This is a genomic window from Gammaproteobacteria bacterium (assembly GCA_033344735.1).
GTDB lineage: Bacteria > Pseudomonadota > Gammaproteobacteria > UBA4575 > UBA4575 > UBA1858.
The window spans coordinates 214,255-236,974 of the sequence record JAWPMW010000001.1; the positions used below are offsets into that span (position 1 = coordinate 214,255).

Here is a 22,720-nt window from a genome sequence, read left to right on the forward strand (position 1 = left end):
TGAATGATTTTGGCTGATTGAGCTAAAGTCTGTAGTTGATTGTAGTTCTTCATTTCACTAGCATATAGAGAAACAATAACGAAGACAAAATGAGTGGGTTTAATATATAACTGCTTTTTGGTGTTTTAGGTGACTGGTGGCAATCGCATAAGCAAATCTGGCGCTGTATTTTAGAAAGAAAAATTCTCAGAATTATCGTTACCACTCGTGATTGAAAATTTAATTATTTTGTATTGTGAATAGCTATTATGAATCAGCATGAAAAAATAAATTACATTGAGTTTCCAGCGAAAAATATTCCAGCTGTTAAAACGTTTTTCAGTACTGTATTTGGCTGGAAATTTGAAGATTATGGGCCAGATTATATCGCATTTTCTGATGAGGGCGTTGATGGTGGTTTCTTTAAATCTGATCAGGTTTCTACGTCTGTCAATGGAAGTGCTCTTACTGTGTTTTATAGTAATGACCTTGCTAGCACACAAGCAAAAATTGAAAAGGCTGGTGGCACTATTGTTAAAGCAATTTTCTCTTTTCCGGGTGGTAGAAGATTTCATTTTTGTGATCCTAATGGAAATGAGTATGCAGTATGGTCAGATATTGATATATTTTGAACGAAGAAATCATTATTAAAGCTGTTCAGAACTGGATAAAGACGTTTATTGTCGAGTTAAATCTTTGCCCTTTTGCAAAACGAGAAGTAGTTAAGAACCGGGTTAGATATGTTGCTACTGAGGCAACAACCGAAGAGCAGTTGTTGGCTGCATTAGCAGTAGAATTAGAACTTCTTAGTGAATCAACTTCTATTGAAACAACTCTATTGATTCATGCCAATGTGCTGAGTGATTTTTATGACTATAATCAGTTTCTTGGTCTCGCTGATGGCTTGCTACAAGAAATGAAATTTGATGGTGTATTTCAAATTGCGAGTTTTCATCCGCAATATCAGTTTAGTGGCACCGATGCGAGTGATGCTGAGAATTATACAAATCGCTCACCTTACCCAATATTACATTTACTTCGAGAGGAGAGTATGGAGCAAGCGATTGCTGAGTATGCAGACGCTGACAAAATTCCAACTCGTAATATAGCGTTAATGAATGACAAGGGTGTAGAAAAACTCAAAGAAATGCTGAGTCAATGCATAGGCTAATCAACTGCAACAAAATGAAGGTTAGCAAGAAATTATTTTCTATTGTTCTATTAATGATTTTATCAATTAGCGCGCATGCTTCTTGTGTGATTCTTCTCCATGGATTGGCGCGAACAAGCGCCTCTATGGGAAAGTTAGAAAAGCATTTAACAGAAGAGGGTTTTCGTGTTGTCAATCTTGGCTATCCTTCTAGAGATGATGTGATTGAGAACTTAGCTAGGCAAGCTATCTATCCTTCGCTAGCTGAGTGTCATCCTGAGCAAGCAGTGAACTTTGTTACTCATTCATTGGGCGGAATATTGATACGTCAATATTTATCAGCACATGAAATTCCGAATCTCAATCGTGTTGTCATGCTTGGACCACCTAACAAAGGAAGTGAAGTGGTGGATAAAATGGGTGAAGTGCCAGGATTTAATTTAATTAATGGAAAGGCAGGAATGCAGTTGAGTACTGACTCAAATAGTGTTCCTAATACATTGGGACGTGCGGAATTTGATGTGGGGATTATCGCTGGGACTAAAAGTATTAATTTAATTTTATCTTATCTTATTCCCGGGCGGGACGATGGTAAAGTATCTGTCGAAAGTACCAAGTTACTAGGAATGAATGATCATATTGTTTTACCGGTGACGCACACTTTTATGATGAGTAATAAGAATGTGATTGCGCAGACCATATATTATTTGAGAAACGGAAAATTTAAAAAGGAATAAGGTTATTAAGATTTTGTGGGCTATTGTTTATTTGGTTGTTTTGATTTGGTCAGGCATACAGCCAAAAGATCAGGTCACTTGGATTTTGGAGGTCTCGCCTGCCATTATCGGTGCAATTCTACTGTTATTAACGTACAACTCTTTTCGTTTAACGCCAATGCTGTACTTTTTTATATTATTGCATTGCATCGTGTTAATGGTTGGCGGTCATTATACCTATGCCGAAGTGCCGTTATTTGATTTGATTAAAGAAACGTTTAATATGGATCGAAACAATTACGATAAGCTTGGACATTTCATGCAGGGGTTTGTGCCAGCTTTGCTCACTAGAGAAATTTTAATTAGAAATAATGTGGTTGATAGTTTAGTCTGGTTGAATTTTTTTGTTATAACGGTGTGTCTCGCGTTTAGCGCATTTTATGAATTAATAGAATGGTGGGTGGCACTGATATCAGGGGGTGATGCCGAAGCATTCTTGGGTACTCAAGGATATGTATGGGATACGCAATCTGACATGATGCTAGCATTGATAGGCGCAATTGTGTGTTTGTTTTTGCTTTCTAAACGGCACAACTATCAAATACAAGATATTAAATTGACCCGTTAAGTGATGAGATTAAGATTTGTTTTTGAAATTTTCTTGAGCTTCTAGCCATATATTGTCTTTTGGCGATTTTGTTCGTAGATAAAGTGTTTCTACTTTTTTGCGTGCCCATGGGGTTTTGCGGAGGAATTTTAAAGATGAGGAAATACTGGGATCATTAGTAAAACATTTGATTTTTATCCGTTTCCCTAGTTCTTCCCAACCATATCGCTCCACAAGTTGAGTGACAATTTTCTCTAAGGTTATGCCGTGCAAAGGGTCTTTAGATGCATGTGTCATTTCAACTTGTTATAAAGGTTTGGCTTTGAAGATTCTGGAGAAACAGCCGATTTTTTCTCTGCTTTTTTAACGCGCAATTCGCTGCCTTGGATATTTTTTCCATTTAAATTTTTAACAGCAGCTTTTGCTTCGCCTGGCTTAGGCATTTCAACAAAACCAAAGCCTTTTGAGCCTCCTGTTTTTTGGTCTAACACAATCGTGCAAGATTGAATGGTGCCATAAGCTTCAAATAGTGACTGTAATTGTGTTTCCGTCACACCACGATCAATATTGCGTACAAGTAGTTTCATAATGGTAATTTAAAGGAATGATTGCGTTATAATAGTTATTGTTGTTGCGAGATTTTAGTTTACATGAGTTGTAAATTGGTGTCAGATATTCTATTTGAATATGAAACGGAAAATTTGCGCATACCATCAAGATGCTGAGTCTGATTGGGTGGCAGAGTTGGAGTGTGGTCATTATCAGCATGTTCGTCATAATCCTCCCTGGGTAAATAGACCATGGGTAGAGACTGAGAAAGGCCGAACATCTAATCTTGGTATTAAGCTTGAATGTAAAAAATGTAACCAAGCCATGCCTAAAGACACGTGCGAATAGGTTTAGCGATTGAGTAAACTAGAGCATTAAATTTTTAGAAGGTTCGAAGTGTTTTACCGCATACTCTTTTAGCCAATTGAGATCTAATTCAGTTTCATTAGTTCTGGATATGGCATGTTCGTACGCTGATATAAATTCAGTATTATTACTTGTTAACCATTGGTCAACCTGCCTGAGTACAGAGGTTGATTCTCTACGAAAAACTTCCTCAAACACGGCATCTGTAATTAACGCGATTTTATGTTTGTTTGTGACTTTGTTTGCTTGTGCGTACGCTTCACAAATACCCAGCATTGAGGCGGTGATGTATTTGCTATCGTGTAGCGTTGTTGGCACTGTACCAAGCTCATCTTTTAATGGGTCAAAGCAATCTGACATACTGCGTTGTAATGCTCGCTTGCATTTTCCTGAATTGAATCCAAACATGATTTTTAAATTTTTAAATTTCTTGAGATTTTCATTACTTACTGATAATTACGCCATTGTATTGTCAATTTTGGGTATGTCTATGGCACACTATATTTTGAATGTGATATTACTATAAAGTTTGTTTTATGAAGCCTGTGCAGCCAATTATTTTTACTGACATGGATGGTTCTCTATTGGACCATGATTCCTATAGTCATGCTGATGCCGATGAACTGCTTGCCTGGTTGAGAAATAAACAGATTCCTGTCATTCCTGTCACAAGTAAGACACGTGCAGAGGTGCTTAAATTGCGCGAACAATTAAATAACCAACATCCATTTATTGTAGAAAATGGTGCAGCTGTATTTTCGCCTCTAAGTTACTTTAAGCATAATGATTTTGAAACTACTAAAGATGGTTATTATTGTGTGAAGTCATTTGTTGAGTCTCGAGCACACTGGCAGGCGGTGTTGCGCCAAGTTGATGTGCACTTAAATGAGGCATTTTTATCCTTCGAGCAGTGTGGAATTGAAGGAATAATGGAAATGACCGGATTAACTCTAGACGAAGCGCGACTTGCTTCGCAGCGGGAATTTGGTGAGCCATTAAAATGGCAAGGTACTGAGGCTCAGTTAAATTCTTTCAGTCGGTATGTGTGTTCTGAAGGAGGGCAATTATTGCGAGGTGGAAGATTTGTTCATCTGTCCGGTATCTGTGATAAAGGACTCGCGTTACGCTGGTTATTGGGTAAATATAAACAGCAGAAATTTGACAAAGATATAGTCGCTATTGCGCTAGGTGATAGTCATAATGATACTGCTATGCTTGAGGCAGTAGATTATGCCATTGTAATTCGATCGCCAGCGCATGATTATCCTCAATTAAAGCAACATCCGAATCAGTTTGTGTATAAGACAGAACAAGAAGGGCCGCGGGGATGGGTGGAAGGAATGATGCAAGTGTTAGCTAAGTTGGGAATAAATAATTAAATATATTATTGGATAGAAGGTTTTATTATGGGCGATTTTCATCAAAGCGGTATTGTTACAACATTACATAACTTGACTAATAGAACAACAGAGCAACTTGAATCTGAACTAGTGAGTTTTAGTGAGCAACGTCGTATGGGTTTAATACTTCCTTCCTTGTACTCTGAATTACAAACCGACGCACTTCCTAATATTGTGGCCACTTTAAAACAAGTTCCCTATTTAAATCAAATTGTGATTGGTTTAGATCGTGCTGATCAGTCAGAGTATCAACATGCGCTTAAGTTTTTCTCATCACTACCACAAAAACATCGTGTGCTTTGGAATGATGGTCCACGTTTGCGAGCATTGCATGAGGAATTGTCTGCACGAGATTTAGCGCCCACTGAATTAGGTAAAGGAAGAAATGTTTGGTACTGCATGGGTTATATTCTTGCATCAGGTCAGACGGATTCTGTGGCATTGCATGATTGCGATATTCTGACTTATGAGCGTGATTTATTAGCACGATTAATATACCCAGTGGCTAATCCACGCTTCAATTATGAATTTTGTAAAGGCTATTATGCGCGTTTTGCAAATGGGAAAATAAATGGTCGTGTGAGTCGATTATTTGTCACACCTTTGCTACGCGCACTTAAAAAAGTTGTCGGGCATAATGATTACTTAGAATTTATGGATAGCTTTAGATATCCATTGGCGGGAGAGTTTTCTTTTAGAACTGATGTATTGAATGATTTGCGTATTCCAAGTGATTGGGGTTTAGAGATAGGTGTATTATCTGAAATGCATCGTAACTATGCACATAATCGGCTCTGTCAGGTAGATATTGCGGAATCTTATGATCATAAGCACCAGGACCTGTCACTAGAAGATAAGAAAAAAGGTTTGTCAAAAATGTCGACGGATATCGCTAAAGCCTTATTTAGAAAAATGGCAACACAAGGCGTGGTGTTCTCAAATGAAACCTTTAGAACATTGAAAGCAACATATTTGCGTATCGCATTAGATTTTGTTGAAACCTATCATAATGATGCTAGTTTTAATGGGCTTGATCATGATATTCATTTAGAAGAGTTAGCAGTAGAAGCATTTTCTGAGAATTTGGTTAATGCAGGACAGACATTTTTAGATAACCCAATGGAAACACCTTTTATACCTAGTTGGAATCGAATTGCCAGCGCTATGCCTGATGTGTTCGCTCGCCTAAGGAATGCTGTCGAAGAAGACAATCAAGAATTCTCAAAATAACTAATCATGAGTGATTTATTGCAAGCGCTTATACAGCGCACCACTCTGCATGTGGAAGCAATTTATGCAGATGTTGATAATGTCACAGATTATCAACAATTAGCTAAGCAGCTAATTCAAGCAGCTCAACTGGAAACAACGCAAGCAGCACCGATTAATCAATTGGAATACTGGGACCAGTCTGATGTTGCCATGATTACTTATGCAGATACTGTACGTGAAAACAATATGGTTCCATTGCAAGTGCTACATAGTTTCCTAGATGAGTTTTGTAGCGATATTATTAATATAGTGCATATATTGCCATTCTTTCCGTTTAGTTCTGATGATGGGTTTGCTGTTATTGATTATCAAAAAGTGAATGAGAGGCATGGTAATTGGGATGATGTAAGTAATATCGCTAGTCAGTATCATTTAATGTCTGACTTGGTGATTAACCACTGCTCTAGTAATAGTCTTTGGTTTAAGAATTTCAAGACTAATAAAGACCCTGGGAAAGATTATTTTTTCACGATATTACCCGAAGATGACTTATCAAAAGTTGTTCGGCCCCGCACCAATAATTTATTAAAAAGTGTCGAGACTGAAGATGGGATTAAGCACGTATGGTGTACATTCAGTCATGACCAGATTGATCTAGATTTTTCTAATCCAAAAGTGCTAATTGAATTTGTCAAAATCATCCGCTTTTATTTGGATCGAGGTGTGCGTATTTTTCGTTTCGATGCTGTGGCATTTTTATGGAAAATTGTTGGTACTAGTTGTTTGAACTTAAATCAAACACATGAAATTGTTAGATTGCTAAGGACGTTAATCGAGCGCATACGTTCAGATGCAATAATTATTACTGAAACAAATATACCTAATCGAGAAAATCTTTCGTATTTTGGAAATGCCAATGAAGCGCACTGTGTTTATAACTTTTCACTGCCACCATTATTGCTGAATACATTATTAACGGGTGATTGCCATTATTTGAAACAATGGATGATGAGTATGCCGCCCGCTCAACACGGTACTGCCTATTTTAATTTCATTGCTTCACATGATGGAATTGGTTTAAGGCCTGCAGAAGGTTTGATGAGTGAAGATGAAATTGATGCGATTATGAAAGCGGTAGAGAATTTTGGTGGCAAGGTTTCTTGGCGTACGGGCGCTGATGGAAAAGAACGACCGTATGAATTGAATATTGCTTTATTTGATGCATTGCAAGGAACAATCAAAGGTAAAGATCATTTTGGGGAAGATAGATTTGTTTGTGCCCATTCGATTATGTTAGCGCTCGAAGGTATTCCAGCATTTTATATTCATAGTTTATTAGCGACAGGTAACGATTATGGTCGATTAGAAAGCACCAAACGTAATCGTACTATTAATCGTCATCGCTGGCAGTTAGATGAAGTTAAACGAGTTTTGAGTAATTCATCAACGCAACATTCGCGTGTTTACAAACGTATGAAACATCTAATAAGCATCAGGCGTGAACAAGCTGCATTTCATCCTAATGCCACTCAATTTACCTTGCATCTAGGCAATCAAGTGTTTGGTTTTTGGCGTCAGAGCATGGATCGGCGACAAAGTATATTTTGTATTAGTAACATTTCAACTGAGACATTATCTTTGTCGTTATCTGATATCAATTTAATTGGCACTGAAAATTGGCTTGATCTTATTAGTGGCGAAGTGCTTAAAGATATAGATGGTTCGTTTGAATTGCAGCCTTATCAAACTTGTTGGATTACAAATAAATAGCATTTCTCATACTAGAAACGAAGTGGTTTTTAATCATCTTCTAATTCTTTTAGCTGATATAGTAATTCTAAAGCCTGCTTAGGCGTTAAGTTGTCCGGCGTAATTTCTTCTAATTTTTCAATAACAGGGTGAGTGTTTAGTGATTCAACTATGAGGGGTAATTCTGTTTGCATAGTATCCTTGGAAAGAGACTGCTGTTCTAACAATGCCAGGCGTTGTTTAGCATTTTTTATCACACTTCTAGGTACGCCAGCTAATTGCGCTACCTGCAAGCCATAGCTCTGATTAGCAGGGCCAGGTTTTACTGTATGTAAAAATACAATCTCATCATCATGTTCTATGGCATCGATATGAATATTTACTGCACCATCTAGTTCATTTGCTAACGACGTTAGTTCAAAGTAATGGGTGGCAAACATTGTTAGTGAACGATTAATTTGCACTAGATGATCTGCGCAAGCCCACGCTAACGATAAGCCATCAAAGGTGCTAGTCCCTCGTCCAATTTCATCCATCAGGACTAAACTATTTTCGGTGGCGTTGTTTAATATATTAGCTGCTTCGGTCATTTCAACCATAAATGTTGATCGGCCGGTACTTAAATCGTCAGCAGCTCCTACACGCGTGTATATTCTGTCGATCGGCCCGAGTTTGGCATATTCGGCAGGTACATAGCAGCCTGCAAAAGCAAGAATAGCAATCAAAGCAGTTTGACGCATAAAGGTGGATTTGCCGCCCATATTAGGACCAGTAATTAGCAGCAGTCGTGAATCTGAACTTAATGTTATATCGTTGGCAACAAAAGGCGTATTTTGTATTTTTTCGATTACTGGATGACGTCCTTGTTTGATGTCTATGCCAATCACATCACTTAGTTCAGGTTGTGCATAATTAAAATCTAATGCTACTTGAGCAAAACAAGCCAGCACATCAAGTTCAGCTAGTGCATTTGCAATAGATTGCAGTGGAGGTAGATATACTAATAACTTTTCGAGTATTTTATCGTATAAATACTTTTCACGACTTAGTGCCCGTTCTTTAGCGCTGAGTACTTTATCTTCAAATTCTTTTAGTTCTGGAGTGATGTAACGTTCAACGTTTTTTAATGTCTGTCTGCGAGTGTAGCGATCAGGAATTTTATCAACTTGCAGCTTGCTAACTTCAATGTAATAACCATGCACACGATTATATGCCACTTTTAATGCCGCAATACCGGTATCTTGTTGTTCGCGTTGCTCTAACTGTAATAAATAATCATCAGCATTGTTGTGCAAAGTGCGTAATTCATCTAACTCGCTGTCATGTCCTGTGGCAATGACGCCACCATCTTTAATAAAAGCAGAGGGTTCGTCTTTTAAGGATGAGGTTAATAACTCATTCAGTTCACTAGGCAGATCAAGTTGCTGCTGTAGTGAATAAATTCTACCTTCTGTAAATGTGCTTAGTAATGATTGAATATTGGGTAACAGGTGTAATGAGTCTCTTAATGCGGTTAAGTCTCTAGGCCTTGCGGTTTGTATGGCAATACGTGCGCGGATGCGCTCAATATCAGCAATGATCTTGAGTTGTTCTTGTAAATCTAGATAGAGTTTTGTTTGAATGAAGCTATCTATGGATTGATAGCGCAATTGCAACGTTGCCATGTTCAAGCAAGGTTGTCCAATCCATCGGCGTAAACAACGTGCACCCATGGCGGTTTTAGTGTGATCGATTACGCTGGTAAGGCAGTGTTTAGTGCCACCATCAATTGATTGATCAATTTCAAGATTCTTTCGACTAATGGCGTCAACGATAATGTATTCGTCATGGCGTTGCACATGCAAACCAGTAATGTGGGGCAACGCTTTGCGTTGTGTATCTTTGACGTATTGCAATAAGCCACCCGCAGCACAAATAGCTGTTGGTGAGTCATCACATCCAAAGCCAGTTAAATCTTTGGTCCCAAATTGTTCTGTGAGTAACCGGTGGGCGCTATCAAATTCAAAAATCCATTCGGGTTGGGTTTGTGATTTTCGCTGATTTAATGATAATTCTGAGTATTCTTGGCAAATAATTTCAGCAGGCTGTAATCGTTCTATTTCTGCAAGTAATTCATCTTCGCTAGTAAAAGTTTGGAGAAGAAAATCTCCTGAGCCCAGTTCGATACTGGCTAAACCGATAGATTTGCTTTGAACGTAAATAGCACAAATATGATTATCACGTTTTTGGTCGAGTAAATTTTCATCAGTAACAGTACCGGGTGTGACAATGCGTACGACTTCACGCTTTACTAATCCTTTGCTTGCGGCAGGATCGCTCACTTGTTCGCACACAGCAATCGATTGCCCAGATTTTACTAATCGGCCTAAATATCCTTCTGCCGCGTGGACGGGAACACCCGCCATTGGGATGCGCTGACCATTGGAATTGCCACGAGATGTCAGCGTCAAGTCTAGTAAATTTGCCGCTTGTTCTGCATCTTCCATAAATAGTTCATAGAAATCACCCATGCGGTAAAAAAGAAGTTTGTCAGGGTGATCCGCTTTGATGCCTAGGTACTGCTGCATCATTGGCGTATGCTTTTCAGAAGATTGGTTTGTCATGCGGATAGTTTAACCCTGATACTTTATTTGGTAACAATAATAATCGTGTTATTTTTGTAATGTAGATTATAGAGAGGAGACTGCTATTAAAACCTGTATTACTCAAGTGGCTGAATTATTGAGGGCTAATGATCAAATGTTAGCCGTGGCTGAGTCTTGCACTGGTGGATGGCTGGCTAAAGTATGCACAGACTTACCTGGTAGCTCTGAATGGTTTGAGCGTGGGTTTGTCACTTACAGTAATGAAGCTAAGCAAGACATGCTAAGTGTATTAAATACAACTATTGAAACTCAAGGTGCAGTCAGTCAGCAAACAGTGGAACAAATGGCGTCGGGCGTACTTAGTCATAGCCGTGCGCATTGGGCCATTGCAATATCAGGTGTTGCCGGCCCTGGTGGTGGTAGTGATACTAATCCTGTAGGTTCTGTATGGTTTGCATGGATGAAAAAAAATCAAAATCCAATCACAATTAAACAAATATTTTCTGGTACGCGCGAGCAGGTACGCCAGCAATCAGTTGAATTTGCATTAGCAGAGTTGGCTAAGTTGTTGAAATGAGCGTAAGACGATTATTTTTGGCATTCTGGCCTAATGAACAACAACTTGAGAAGTTACATGAGCTTCAGTGTGATTACGTAGGTTGGGGAAGAGAGGTGTTACCTGAGAATTTTCACGTAACATTATTATTCTTAGGAAATATTTCTTATGAGGTAACAGATTGCTTCGTGCAAAATTTACAAGATATCTCTGTACAGCCATTTCGTATGAAATTAGATCGATTGGGTTATTTTGATAAAACAAAAATATTTTGGGTTGGTCCGACTAGCGTTCCTCTAGAGCTCGAAAGTTTATATAAAAGTGTTCGCAACTGTGCGCAATGCTGTGGTATTTCAAAATTAAGTAAGCGTTATATACCGCATGTTTCCCTGTTAAGAAATTCTGAAATTCCCATTTCTAATCCAGACTTTGCGCCTATTGAATGGCAAGTTGAAGAATTTCATTTGGTGGAATCTCGACTTGATAAAGATGGCGCACGTTACTACACATTAGACAGTTTTAGATTAGCAAATCTTGTGTAGACTGTGTCTGTTGACGCTATTAATATAGCTCGATTATTCAGTTAAATATTCATACATAAAATCATAGATTAGAAGCCGAGGTAATTCGTGGAAGAAGACAAGAAGAAAGCGTTAACAGCAGCCCTAGGGCAAATTGAACGACAGTTTGGAAAAGGCGCAGTCATGCGTTTGGGAGATGATTCACTGCCACGAAATATTGATGTAATTTCTACTGGCTCACTAGCTTTAGATGTTGCTTTGGGAATAGGAGGTTTGCCTAAAGGTCGCGTGATTGAAATTTTTGGGCCAGAATCTTCAGGTAAAACCACATTAACATTGCAAGTAATTGCAGAATGCCAGAAAACTGGTGGAACTGCGGCTTTCGTTGATGCTGAGCATGCATTAGACCCTACCTATGCTGAAAAGTTAGGCGTTAATGTTGATGATCTACTTGTTTCTCAGCCAGATACCGGTGAGCAAGCATTAGAAATCACCGATATGTTGGTGCGCTCTGGCGCTGTGGATATTGTTGTTGTCGACTCCGTTGCTGCCCTTACACCAAGAGCTGAAATTGAAGGAGATATGGGTGATTCTCATATGGGCCTACAAGCACGCTTAATGTCACAAGCCTTAAGAAAGCTAACTGGTAACATCAAGCGATCAAATACCATGGTGATTTTCATTAACCAAATCCGTATGAAGATTGGCGTCATGTTTGGTAGCCCTGAAACAACTACAGGCGGTAATGCATTGAAGTTTTACTCATCAGTACGTTTAGATATCCGTCGCATAGGTTCTATTAAGAAAGGTGATGAAATTCTTGGCAATGAAACACGTGTCAAGGTGGTTAAAAATAAGATGGCACCTCCATTCAAGAAAGCAGAATTTGAAATTCTTTACGGTGAAGGTATCTCTCGAGTGGGTGAATTGATTGATTTAGGTGTAGAACATGATCTAGTTAAGAAAGCCGGTTCTTGGTATAGCTATGGCGATGATCGCATTGGTCAAGGTAAAGAGAATGCCAAAGCTTATTTGAATGAAAATTCACATCTCATCGAAGAAATTGACGGTTTATTGCGTGCCAAATTACTTCCAGATTTAAGCGATTTTGTGCAAGATGATTCTGAGGAAGAGGAAGAGGCTGCTGAAGTCTAGCTCAAAACCAAAACCTGGACGTGATGCCTATTACGTCGCAGTGGATTTGCTATCTCGGCGCGAGCATTCTCGCGTCGAGTTAGAAGCAAAACTTGCCAAGAAAGAATTTACTGAAGAACAAATTGACAGCGCTTTTGAGCAACTTCTAGAACATGGGCTGCAAAGTGATCAGCGCTATCTTGAAGATTTTGTACGTTCGCGTTTGCTTAAAGGTAGCGGACCATTGAAGATCGCTCATGAATTGCATGCTCGTGGGATTGATTCTGCTACTCTGCAAGACTATCTAAACAGCCAGCAAATAGACTGGTTTGAAGTGGCCTCAGCGACATATAAAAAAAAATATCGGTCAAATGACCAAATTGATGCGCAAGAACGAGCTAAACGCGTACGCTTTATGCAATCAAAAGGCTTTCCTAGTGATATAATTTTCCAGTTATTTAAATGACCGCATCAGCAGGCGAACACAAAAGGATATCCAGTCAATGGAAGGTAGTGCGGAGATACGCAGCGCATTTTTAGATTACTTTGAGAGCAAGGGGCATACTAAGGTCCCGACCAGTTCGCTGGTGCCTGCTTCAGACCCCACCTTATTGTTCACCAATGCAGGCATGGTCCAGTTTAAAGATGTATTTCTTGGAAAAGATAAACTTGCATATAAGCGCGCGACTTCAAGTCAGCGCTGTGTGCGTGCAGGAGGAAAGCATAACGATCTCGAGAATGTTGGTTATACCGCGAGGCATCACACCTTTTTCGAGATGCTAGGTAATTTCAGCTTTGGTGATTACTTCAAGCAAGAAGCGATTAATTATGCATGGGACTTGCTGACCAATGTAATTGGCCTGCCTAAAGAGAAACTTTGGGTGACAGTGTTTGAAGAAGACGATCAAGCAGCAGAAATCTGGTTAAAAGAAATTGGCGTTAATAAGGATCGATTAAAAAGAATAGGCGCGAAAGATAACTTTTGGGCCATGGGTGATACTGGGCCTTGCGGGCCTTGTACCGAAATATTTTACGATCACGGTGACCATATTGCAGGTGGGCCACCTGGCAGTCCTGATGAAGACGGCGATCGTTATGTTGAAATTTGGAATCTCGTGTTTATGCAATACGAGCGAGATCAAGCAGGAAAGTTAAATCCATTACCCAAGCCATCTGTTGATACTGGAATGGGCCTTGAAAGATTGTGCGCAGTATTGCAAGGGGTAAATAGCAACTATGATACAGATCTTTTTCAGGGCTTGATTAAACAAGTGGCATCACTTGCTAAGATGAAAGATTTATCTAATCCATCATTAAAAGTGATTGCAGACCATATTCGCTCTTGTAGTTTTTTAATTGCAGATGGTGTGTTGCCATCTAATGAAGGACGCGGATATGTGTTGCGACGTATTATTCGACGTGCAGCAAGACATGGTCACCGATTAGGGTTGCAAGAACCATTCTTCCATAAATTAGTCGAACCACTAATTGGAACTTTCCATGGTGCCTTCCCTGAGTTAGTGGAAGCACAGGCAAAAGTTGAACGTGGTTTGTTAAATGAAGAAGAACGTTTTAGTGAAACTCTAGAACAGGGCATGCGTATCCTCCAAGATGATATTGATCGCTTGAAAGGAAATACTATTTCTGGTGAGACTGTGTTTAAACTTTATGACACTTATGGATTTCCGGTTGATTTAACAGCAGATATTGCTCGTGAAAAAGACCTTCAATTAGATCTTGAAGGGTTTGAAGAAAACATGAGTCAGCAGCGCGAGCGTGCTCGCGATGCGAGTCGTTTTGGTGAAGGTTATGATGTAGCGCTGGATGTAAAATCAGTGACTGATTTTACAGGTTATGAAGGACTGGATGGTAGCGCCAAAGTTGAAGAAATTTTTTCAGCAAATCAATCAGTACAAACATTATCTGAAGGTGATGAAGGTATATTAATGCTGACTCAAACACCTTTTTATGCAGAATCAGGTGGTCAAGTGGGCGATGCTGGAACCATTGAAGCCAATGGCTTTTATTTTGTGGTGAATGATACGCAAAAGAAAAGTACTGCGTTTGCACACATAGGTAAAGTGATTAAGGGGCAAGTATCAATTGGCGACAGTGTTTCTGCAAAAGTTAATGAAGACAGAAGAGCTAATATTGTATTAAATCACTCTGCAACGCATCTCATGCATGCTGCATTACGTCAAGTATTAGGAACACATGTTCAGCAAAAAGGGTCATTGGTTGATGCGGACAAATTGCGTTTTGATTTTTCACATGATGCGCCCGTGAGTGATCAAGAAATTTTTCAGATTGAACAAATCGTTAATGCTGAAATAAGAAAAAATAGCACCGCGAATGCAGAATTAATGAATAAAGATAAAGCTTTAGCTGCAGGAGCGATGGCATTGTTCGGTGAAAAATATGGAGATGAAGTACGTGTGCTTTCTATAGGTGATTTCTCTGTAGAGCTTTGTGGTGGTACACATGTAGACAGAGCCGGTGATATTGGGTTGTTTAAAGTAATTGCAGAAACTGGTGTCGCATCTGGTGTAAGACGGATAGAAGCTGTGACTGGGGAGAATGCATTTAACTGGATACAAGGAACGTTAAATGATTTTAAGCGAACTGCAAAAATACTAAATTCAAGATTGGAAGATGCTCCGATTAAAGCAGGTAATGCAGCGGAGAGAATTAAAGAATTAGAAAAAGAGTTGCAACAAATTAAATCTAAACTGGCAACTCAAGCTAGTGAGGATATAGAAAGCAGTGCAGTAGAAATAGATGGTATTAAAGTTTTGGCGCATCACTTGGAAGGTGCTGATGTAAAAACATTGCGTGATACTTTAGATCGGCTGAAAGATAAATTAGGTAGTGCAGCGATTGTGTTAGGCACATCTAAAGATTCCAAAGTGACGTTAGTTGCTGGTGTAACTAAAGATCAAACACATCGCATTAAAGCTGGTGATTTAGTTAATTCAGTGGCGACACAAGTAGGCGGAAAAGGTGGTGGCAGACCTGATATGGCGCAAGCGGGCGGAGACAATCCAGCCGCGTTAGATGCTGCTTTGCAAAGCGTGCCTGACTGGGTAAGAGCGCAAGTTTAAGAACCTATTTAGAGATTTAGCATGGCAGTAATTGTACAAAAATATGGTGGCACTTCAGTTGGTACAGTTGAGCGAATTGAAAATGTTGCTGATAAAGTAATTAAGTATCGCAGCAATGGCGATAGTGTAGTCGTGGTTGTGTCTGCTATGAGTGGAGAAACTAATCGATTAGTGTCATTAGCAAGTGAAATTTTAGGTGAAGCTCCTCACGGTCCAGAATTAGATGTACTGCTATCTACAGGCGAACAAGTCACAATTGCATTGCTTACCATGGCGTTACAAAAAAGAGGGTGTGCTGCCATATCAAGAACAGGATGGCAGTTAGATATTAAAACTGATGATGCTAGTAACAAAGCACGTATTACCGGAATTGATACTGACAAAATTCAATGTCATTTAGATGGAGGGTTAGTTGTAGTCGTTGCGGGATTCCAAGGGATTGATGCGGATGGCAATATCACTACATTAGGACGAGGTGGGTCAGATACCACCGCAGTAGCACTAGCAACTGCTATTGATGCAGATGAATGTCAGATATTCACTGATGTGGATGGCGTCTACACTACAGATCCTCGCGTAGAGCCAAATGCGCGTCGCTTGGAGCAAATTACATTTGAAGAAATGTTAGAAATGGCCAGTTTGGGCTCTAAAGTACTTCAAATTCGTGCTGTAGAATTTGCAGGTAAATATAAAGTACCGTTGAGAGTTTTATCTAGCTTTGAAGATGGGCCAGGCACACTGATTACAACCGAGGATAAGCAAATGGAACAGGCCAAAATTGCGGGTATCGCATTTAACCGAGATGAGGCGCAGCTGACAGTCAAAGGCGTACCAGATCAACCAGGTATTGCGGCTAAGATACTGGGCCCAATTTCGCGTGCAAATATTGAAATCGATATGATTGTTCAAAATGTAGCCTGGGATAATACGGCTAATTTTACTTTTACCGTTCATAGAAATGACTTCAAGCGTGCTTTAGAGATCCTTGAAGATACCGCTAATAAGCTAGGGGCGACGACAGTCAGTGGTGATGATAATATCGTTAAACTTTCGTTGGTAGGTGTGGGTATGCGCTCACATGCTGGGATTGCCAGCCAAATGTTTGAGACCTTGGCAGACGAAGGCATTAATATCAGAATGATTTCTACTTCAGAAATAAAAATATCTGTTGTTGTGGACGAGAAGTATCTAGAATTAGGGGTGCGATGTCTGCACGAGAAATTTGGACTTGCTGAAGGCGCAATAGATGAGTCATCAACAGCTTAAGATTGGAGAGGAATTAGGGAATACAAAGGATTTCTAGAAACAGGCCAATAAAAACAATAACTTATCTGTTATCTAGGGGTAGACTGAATAATAATAATTATAAAAAAACCACAGGAATAGGAGGACCGGGGCATGTTGATACTAACCCGTAGGGTCGGAGAGACCCTTATGATAGGAGACGATGTAACCGTTACTGTGTTGGGTGTCAAAGGTAACCAGGTACGCATAGGAGTAAGTGCGCCTAAAGATGTGGCTGTGCATCGTGAGGAAATTTACGAGAGAATTCGTAAAGAAAAAGAAGTGGATGCATAAATAGTAAATACTGGCGCGTTCGCGCTGATTTGCAAAAATTCTTAGGTGTGAAGTACACGGAGAAGTGGCCGAGTGGCTGAAGGCGCTCCCCTGCTAAGGGAGTATACAGTTTATAGCTGTATCGAGGGTTCGAATCCCTCCTTCTCCGCCATTAAAAATTAATATTTCAATTGATCATACAAGCCGAATTACGCATAATTGCCGGCTTTCCAAATAACGCGCCCGTAGCTCAGCTGGATAGAGTACTTGGCTACGAACTAAGGGGTCGGGAGTTCGAATCTCTCCGGGCGCGCCATTTTTTCTGTGACTACTCATGATTATGTTTACTACATTAGTAAGCGGATCACTATTTTTACAAATGATTGCACTTAATAATCAAAACTACTTCTGCTAGTAGTTTTGGTTTAAATCAAACTTGTAATTATCTGTATAAGTAACTCTTTGTATTTTTGTTGCACAATAAGTTTTGTTTCGATTTTATCAAAAAAACTAAGATGCATGTCTTTGTACATACGATTAAATGTGTCACAGTTTTTATTGATAAATTTTGTTGACCTGAAGTATTCCTTTTGGAATTTATATCTGTAGTAATCTGATCCTAACTATTAATATTTAATAAATATTCACAGTACTACGAGTTGCAAAGGGATGGGGCTTGAGATACGTTTATAAGGAGTCGGAAAATAATATAAATTTTGGAGCAGGAAATGCTTAGATTGGCGAAAAACGTGTCAATAAACACTGTGTTGTTGATGTTAGTTTTTTTGGCGTCATTAGTTTTCACTTCAAATTTGTCGTCACAAGAATCAACGGTAGAAAAAGGCAAAAAAATTGCATTTGACCGTTCCGCAGGAAACTGTTTGGCTTGTCATTTGATTGAGGGAGGCGAGTCACCAGGTAATATAGGGCCACCATTAGTGGCGATGAAAGCACGTTTCCCAGATGCAGAAAAACTTAGAAATATTATTTGGGATATTACCCAAACTCGCCCTGAAGCAATGATGCCTCCATTTGGAAAACATAAGATAATAAGTGAACAAGAGATTGATGATATTGTTAGCTATTTGTACACACTTTAGGTAATTAGTTAAGTTGAGAACAAAATATGAATGAATTAAGAAGGAAAATTTTAAATCAAGGAGGTTTTGTTGCAGCAATTGCAGCAATAGGTTTCCCCTTTACTGCTTTATCTGAATGGCCTGAAAAAGCGTTTACTGCAAATTCTATGGAAGATGCCCTAAATGCTTTGATAGGAACGACCGAATCTGCTGAGGGCGATATTGTTATTAAAGCGCCTACGATTGCTGAAAATGGTGCTGTTGTTCCAATAACGGTTACAAGTAATATACAGGGTACAGAATCTATTAGTGTTGTAGTAATTGAGAATCCGCAACCGCTAATTGCAAGTTTTGATTTAATAGATTCTGCACCCTATGTATCAACAAGAATAAAAATGGCAAAAACTTCTAATGTAGTTGCCATTGTAAGTGCGGATGGAAAATTTTATAACAGTACAGCAGAAATTAAGGTCACTATTGGTGGCTGTGGCGGCTAACATTATTCTCAAGGAAAAATCATGGAAAAATCGATGAAAATGCGTACCAAAGTTGAGGGTGATGTGACAACTGTAAAAGTTTTAGTGTCTCATCCTATGGAGACTGGTACAAGAAAGGATGAAAAAACTAACGAGCTTGTGCCTGCTCATTTTATAAAAGAATTTAAGGCTGAGGTTGAGGGTAAAATGGTATTCAAAGGAAACTTAGGAACGGGTGTATCAAAGAATCCTTACTTTGCATTTAAAGTCAACGGAGCTACATCAGGGCAGATGTTGAAAATCACCTGGATAGATAATTTAGAAAATTCAGATACTTTAGAAAAAGCTATAAAATAACAAACTATATTAATAAAGAGATAGTAATGGGTAATATCAAGTTCATTTGTACTTCTAGCTTGGCATTGTTAGTTTGTTTTTCTCTTGTTCAAAATTTAATTGCTGACCCGCAAGAAGATATAAAGACATATCAGGATTATTTTATAAAACGTTTTCCAAAAGTTGAGTTTCAAGAATTTTCCAATGGAATTTATGCGATTAATGATGCTATGCGTGAAAATTGGGAGGCAATGGAAGAGTTTCCTCCGTATGAGCCATTCATAGATGATGGTAAAGTGATGTGGGATACAGCTTTTAGCAATGGAAAATCATATGCACAATGCTTCCCTGATGGTCCTGGCTCAAAACATCTTTATCCAAGGTGGGATAAACAGCAAGGTCAAGTGGTGACACTTGCTTTGGCAATTAATCAGTGCAGAGAATCAAATGGTGAGCAATTATTGAAATATAATGAAGGGCCAATTGCACAAATTCTTTCTTATATGGCTTGGGAAAGTCGAGGAAAAAAAACTAATGTTGTCGTTCCTTCAGACGATCCTCGTGCAATGCAGGCATATGAGAAAGGCAAAGAGTATTATTTTACAAGAAGAGGGCAATTAAACTTTGCTTGTTATCACTGCCACTTTAGTAGCTCGGGCCTGAATTTGCGCGCAGATGTATTAAGTACCGCTGTCGGTCAAACAACAGGTTGGCCAGTGTACCGCTCAAAATGGGGAACAGTTGGTACACTTCATCGTCGTTATATTGGATGTAATAAACAAGTTCGTGCAAAACCATTTAAAGCGCAAAGTGAAGAATATAGAAACCTTGAATATTTTCACTCCGCAATGAGTAATGGTATTGAATTAAATGGACCATCGTCACGGAAGTAAAATATTCTATCGTAAATTAAAAATATATTTATTTTGTACTGGAGAATATGTGAATGCATAATTTGGTTAATAAAGTAATACTGATTCTCGTATTGTTATGCATTTTTCTTTCATTAACATCCAATGCTAGCGATGACGTGAAAGTAATCCAGCTAATAGAAGATGCTAAAGTAGCTCAGAAAAAAGCTGCATCTGTCGATGGTGAATGGCGTGATGTTGCTGAAATTCTGGAAAAAGCAGAGCAAGCTATAAATTCGGGCGATTTAGACAAAGCCAAGGAACTTGCAGAACTTGCTAAGTTTCAATCTGAATTAGGTTATCAACAAGCTGTAGATCAAAAAGGAAACGTAGAGCATCCATCAATTTTACGTTAAGCGATCTTGGCTAACTAATTAGGCTAAAGAATTAAAAGGCTCCACTATGTACCTTTCTAGAAGAGAGTTTTTATCGCTATTAAGTATCGCCGCAAGTGCAGGCATACTACCTTATGCTAAAGGTTTGCACGCTGGTAAACAGCCCGCCTTATATGGAATTCCAAACTATGGCAATGTGCGACTTTTGCATATTACTGATTGCCATGCTCAATTGCTTCCAACATATTTTCGTGAACCCAACGTTAATATTGGTGTTGGTGAAGCCAGAGGCAAGATCCCACATATTGTTGGTGACAAGTTATTGGAACATTTTAATATTAGTGCAGACGATGTTGCACTTGAGCATGCTTTCACACACATTAATTTTGCTGAGGCTGCAGAGAGATTAGGCAAAGTTGGTGGATTTTCACATCTTGCGACACTAATTAATAAGCTGCGTTATGAATATGGCGAAAACAAAACTTTGTTGTTAGATGGTGGTGATTCATGGCAGGGATCTGGTACTGCTTACTGGACACGTGGAAATGATATGGTCGGTGCTTGTAATCAACTTGGTGTTGACGTCATGACTGGACATTGGGAGTTTACTTATCACGATAACGAAGTATTAGAAAATATAAAATCATTTAATGGTGAATTCCTGGCTCAGAATATTAAATTAACCGAGGATGGTTTTTTTGACGAGCAACCTGCCTATGATCAGGATTCCGGGCATGTATTCAAGCCTTATACGGTTAGAGAGTTAAATGGAATTCCGATTGCAATAATCGGTCAGGCATTTCCTTATACTCCTATTGCAAATCCAAAACGATTTATTCCTTTTTGGTCATTCGGTATAAGGGAAGATGAATTGCAAGAATTAGTTAATTCAATATATGAGAATGAAAATCCTGCGGCCGTGATTTTGCTTTCCCATAATGGTATGGATGTCGATCTGAAACTAGCTAGTCGTGTGACTGGAATAACTGCGATACTTGGAGGTCACACTCACGATGGTGTGCCAAAAGCAATTGAAATAAAGAATTCTAAAGGCATGACTATTGTTACAAATGCTGGTTCTAATGGAAAATTTCTTGGCGTAATGGATTTTGATATTAAAAATAATAAAGTCTCAGGCTATAAATATCGATTGATTCCCGTTTTTTCGAACTTGCTGAAAGCCGATGCTCAAATGGATGCTTATATAAATAAAGTCAGACAACCTTATCTAGGTGAATTAAACGAGGAATTAGGAGTAACTGAATCTTTGTTATATAGGAGAGGTAACTTCAATGGTACATTTGATCAAGTTATTTGCGATGCTTTAAAGGAACAGCTTGATAGTCAAATTTCATTGTCTCCAGGATTTCGTTGGGGTGTGTCAGTATTGCCTGGCCAGAGTATTATGATGGAGCATGTGCTTTCTCAAACCTGTATGACTTATCCTGAAACTTATGTACGAGATATAAAGGGTTCTGATCTTAAACTTATATTAGAAGATGTGTGTGATAATTTGTTTAATCCGGACCCTTATTTCCAGCAAGGTGGCGATATGGTGAGATTGGGCGGTTTGAATTATGTATGTGATCCGTTAGAAAGCATCGGTAATAGAATTACAGAATTAACATTAGATGATGGTAATAAAATTGATGCCAATAAAACTTATAAGGTGTCTGGATGGGCTACGGTTGGTGCAAAATCTTCTGGCTCACCAATCTGGGATGTGGTTGCTGATCATATACGAGAACATCAAGAAATTAATGTTACAAGCATCAATACGCCGAAGCTTAAGAATATGGCAGATAATCCAGGCGTAGTTAGTAAGTGATCGAAAATTTATTAGTTATATAAATTGAGTAGTAATTTAAAATTATAACTTATAAAGTTTTAATATATGTATAAGGTGATTCAAATATGCGTAATATAAAATTTTACTTAATAATATTGCTTTTGTTATTAGCGAATTCATCAATTGCAGAAAGTATTTTCGTGAGTTCTAAGATTTTATCATCATCTTTATCACAGCAAGCTGCTATGGCTGCATTGTCTGCCTGCACAAAATTAGGTTATCAAGTAGGTGTTGCTGTGGTAGATCGAAATGGTAATTTACTAGCATTTGTACGTGATCCATTAGCAGGGCCGCATACTATAGAGCTGAGCGATAAAAAAGCATTTACATCTGCGAGTACAAGAGTGTCAACTAGAGCCTTAAAAAATCAGCACACTTTAAATTTTTCAGAGCGTCTAATTACAGTAAAAGGGGGATTACCTATCTCAATTGCTGGGTATGTCTACGGCGGGATTGGCGTGTCAGGAGCTACATCTGAGGATGACGAGGTATGTGCTCAAGCAGGCATAGATGCAATTTCTGAGGAAATAGAATTTAGTCAGTAATTTGTAA

Annotated in this window: 26 protein-coding genes and 2 tRNA genes; 24 read left to right on the forward strand and 4 right to left on the reverse strand. The window is 38.8% G+C overall.

All coding sequences use genetic code 11. From position 1 onward, the window contains the following. Nucleotides 1-248: 248 nt before the first annotated feature. The 4 genes from R8G33_01140 to R8G33_01155 are packed head-to-tail and all read left to right on the forward strand — an operon-like array spanning nucleotide 249 to nucleotide 2,473. On the forward strand, nucleotides 249-611 hold the full coding sequence (locus R8G33_01140; protein MDW3094256.1) for a VOC family protein: 363 nt from the start codon (nucleotides 249-251) through the stop codon (nucleotides 609-611). Continuing rightward, on the forward strand, nucleotides 608-1,150 hold the full coding sequence (locus tag R8G33_01145; GenBank protein ID MDW3094257.1) for a DUF1415 domain-containing protein: 543 nt from the start codon (nucleotides 608-610) through the stop codon (nucleotides 1,148-1,150). Before R8G33_01140 ends, R8G33_01145 begins: the two co-directional genes overlap by 4 nt. Nucleotides 1,151-1,164: 14 nt before the next feature. Beyond that, the gene (locus R8G33_01150; GenBank protein ID MDW3094258.1) at nucleotides 1,165-1,866 is read left to right on the forward strand and encodes an alpha/beta hydrolase; all 702 of its coding nucleotides are present in this window, start codon (nucleotides 1,165-1,167) and stop codon (nucleotides 1,864-1,866) included. Between the two features lie 4 nt (nucleotides 1,867-1,870). Then, nucleotides 1,871-2,473 (forward strand): DUF2238 domain-containing protein, encoded by a 603-nt coding sequence (locus tag R8G33_01155; protein MDW3094259.1) that lies wholly within the window; start codon nucleotides 1,871-1,873, stop codon nucleotides 2,471-2,473. 9 nt (nucleotides 2,474-2,482) lie between these two features. Here R8G33_01155 and R8G33_01160 read toward each other — a convergent pair whose 3' ends face one another. Further along, entirely contained in the window at nucleotides 2,483-2,749 is a 267-nt protein-coding gene (locus R8G33_01160) for a VF530 family protein (GenBank protein ID MDW3094260.1), read from the reverse strand. Beyond that, the gene (locus R8G33_01165) at nucleotides 2,746-3,039 is read right to left on the reverse strand and encodes an RNA-binding protein (GenBank protein ID MDW3094261.1); all 294 of its coding nucleotides are present in this window, start codon (nucleotides 3,037-3,039) and stop codon (nucleotides 2,746-2,748) included. Before R8G33_01165 ends, R8G33_01160 begins: the two co-directional genes overlap by 4 nt. Before the next feature lie 100 nt (nucleotides 3,040-3,139). On the opposite strand from R8G33_01165, the gene R8G33_01170 reads away from it, so the two are divergent. Next, on the forward strand, nucleotides 3,140-3,349 hold the full coding sequence (locus tag R8G33_01170) for a DUF3565 domain-containing protein (GenBank protein ID MDW3094262.1): 210 nt from the start codon (nucleotides 3,140-3,142) through the stop codon (nucleotides 3,347-3,349). An 18-nt stretch (nucleotides 3,350-3,367) separates the two neighbouring features. Here R8G33_01170 and R8G33_01175 read toward each other — a convergent pair whose 3' ends face one another. Beyond that, a complete protein-coding gene (locus R8G33_01175) occupies nucleotides 3,368-3,775 on the reverse strand; it encodes a hypothetical protein (protein ID MDW3094263.1) in 408 nt (135 codons plus the stop codon). Nucleotides 3,776-3,903: 128 nt separating this feature from the next. Between R8G33_01175 and R8G33_01180 the strand changes: the two genes are divergently transcribed. The 3 genes from R8G33_01180 to R8G33_01190 are packed head-to-tail and all read left to right on the forward strand — an operon-like array spanning nucleotide 3,904 to nucleotide 7,749. After that, a complete protein-coding gene (locus tag R8G33_01180; protein MDW3094264.1) occupies nucleotides 3,904-4,746 on the forward strand; it encodes an HAD-IIB family hydrolase in 843 nt (280 codons plus the stop codon). A gap of 27 nt (nucleotides 4,747-4,773) precedes the next feature. Beyond that, nucleotides 4,774-5,997 carry a glycosyl transferase gene (locus tag R8G33_01185; GenBank protein ID MDW3094265.1) on the forward strand — a complete coding sequence of 408 codons (1,224 nt, stop codon included), beginning with the start codon at nucleotides 4,774-4,776 and terminating at the stop codon, nucleotides 5,995-5,997. A gap of 6 nt (nucleotides 5,998-6,003) precedes the next feature. After that, entirely contained in the window at nucleotides 6,004-7,749 is a 1,746-nt protein-coding gene (locus R8G33_01190; GenBank protein MDW3094266.1) for a sugar phosphorylase, read from the forward strand. 29 nt (nucleotides 7,750-7,778) lie between these two features. Here R8G33_01190 and mutS read toward each other — a convergent pair whose 3' ends face one another. Then, complete coding sequence (gene mutS / locus R8G33_01195; GenBank protein ID MDW3094267.1) at nucleotides 7,779-10,331, reverse strand: DNA mismatch repair protein MutS; 2,553 nt, start codon at nucleotides 10,329-10,331, stop codon at nucleotides 7,779-7,781. A 106-nt stretch (nucleotides 10,332-10,437) separates the two neighbouring features. Between mutS and R8G33_01200 the strand changes: the two genes are divergently transcribed. The 16 genes from R8G33_01200 (at nucleotide 10,438) to R8G33_01275 (ending at nucleotide 22,713) form a co-directional block, all read left to right on the forward strand. Continuing rightward, nucleotides 10,438-10,890, forward strand: coding sequence for a CinA family protein (locus tag R8G33_01200; protein ID MDW3094268.1), 453 nt, complete (start codon nucleotides 10,438-10,440; stop codon nucleotides 10,888-10,890). Next, entirely contained in the window at nucleotides 10,887-11,411 is a 525-nt protein-coding gene (thpR, locus tag R8G33_01205) for an RNA 2',3'-cyclic phosphodiesterase (protein ID MDW3094269.1), read from the forward strand. The genes R8G33_01200 and thpR overlap by 4 nt, the downstream gene beginning before the upstream one ends. Nucleotides 11,412-11,498: 87 nt before the next feature. Further along, a complete protein-coding gene (gene recA, locus R8G33_01210; GenBank protein ID MDW3094270.1) occupies nucleotides 11,499-12,545 on the forward strand; it encodes a recombinase RecA in 1,047 nt (348 codons plus the stop codon). 40 nt (nucleotides 12,546-12,585) lie between these two features. After that, entirely contained in the window at nucleotides 12,586-12,990 is a 405-nt protein-coding gene (locus R8G33_01215) for a regulatory protein RecX (protein MDW3094271.1), read from the forward strand. A gap of 37 nt (nucleotides 12,991-13,027) precedes the next feature. Beyond that, entirely contained in the window at nucleotides 13,028-15,625 is a 2,598-nt protein-coding gene (gene alaS / locus R8G33_01220; protein ID MDW3094272.1) for an alanine--tRNA ligase, read from the forward strand. Nucleotides 15,626-15,646: 21 nt separating this feature from the next. Continuing rightward, nucleotides 15,647-16,891: an aspartate kinase gene (locus R8G33_01225; GenBank protein MDW3094273.1), complete on the forward strand. Its 1,245-nt coding sequence runs from the start codon at nucleotides 15,647-15,649 to the stop codon at nucleotides 16,889-16,891. Nucleotides 16,892-17,023: 132 nt separating this feature from the next. Next, complete coding sequence (csrA, locus tag R8G33_01230) at nucleotides 17,024-17,203, forward strand: carbon storage regulator CsrA (GenBank protein ID MDW3094274.1); 180 nt, start codon at nucleotides 17,024-17,026, stop codon at nucleotides 17,201-17,203. Between the two features lie 58 nt (nucleotides 17,204-17,261). Then, nucleotides 17,262-17,354: transfer RNA gene (locus tag R8G33_01235), tRNA-Ser, on the forward strand. A 67-nt stretch (nucleotides 17,355-17,421) separates the two neighbouring features. Beyond that, nucleotides 17,422-17,498 (forward strand) — tRNA-Arg (locus R8G33_01240). A 433-nt stretch (nucleotides 17,499-17,931) separates the two neighbouring features. Further along, on the forward strand, nucleotides 17,932-18,282 hold the full coding sequence (gene soxX / locus R8G33_01245) for a sulfur oxidation c-type cytochrome SoxX (protein MDW3094275.1): 351 nt from the start codon (nucleotides 17,932-17,934) through the stop codon (nucleotides 18,280-18,282). 26 nt (nucleotides 18,283-18,308) lie between these two features. Next, complete coding sequence (soxY, locus tag R8G33_01250; protein ID MDW3094276.1) at nucleotides 18,309-18,758, forward strand: thiosulfate oxidation carrier protein SoxY; 450 nt, start codon at nucleotides 18,309-18,311, stop codon at nucleotides 18,756-18,758. Between the two features lie 21 nt (nucleotides 18,759-18,779). Beyond that, the gene (soxZ, locus tag R8G33_01255; GenBank protein ID MDW3094277.1) at nucleotides 18,780-19,094 is read left to right on the forward strand and encodes a thiosulfate oxidation carrier complex protein SoxZ; all 315 of its coding nucleotides are present in this window, start codon (nucleotides 18,780-18,782) and stop codon (nucleotides 19,092-19,094) included. 26 nt (nucleotides 19,095-19,120) lie between these two features. Beyond that, a complete protein-coding gene (gene soxA, locus R8G33_01260) occupies nucleotides 19,121-19,966 on the forward strand; it encodes a sulfur oxidation c-type cytochrome SoxA (protein ID MDW3094278.1) in 846 nt (281 codons plus the stop codon). Nucleotides 19,967-20,019: 53 nt separating this feature from the next. Further along, complete coding sequence (locus R8G33_01265; GenBank protein ID MDW3094279.1) at nucleotides 20,020-20,340, forward strand: hypothetical protein; 321 nt, start codon at nucleotides 20,020-20,022, stop codon at nucleotides 20,338-20,340. 46 nt (nucleotides 20,341-20,386) lie between these two features. Continuing rightward, nucleotides 20,387-22,147: a thiosulfohydrolase SoxB gene (gene soxB / locus R8G33_01270; protein ID MDW3094280.1), complete on the forward strand. Its 1,761-nt coding sequence runs from the start codon at nucleotides 20,387-20,389 to the stop codon at nucleotides 22,145-22,147. 161 nt (nucleotides 22,148-22,308) lie between these two features. Continuing rightward, complete coding sequence (locus tag R8G33_01275; GenBank protein ID MDW3094281.1) at nucleotides 22,309-22,713, forward strand: heme-binding protein; 405 nt, start codon at nucleotides 22,309-22,311, stop codon at nucleotides 22,711-22,713. Nucleotides 22,714-22,720: the final 7 nt, after the last annotated feature.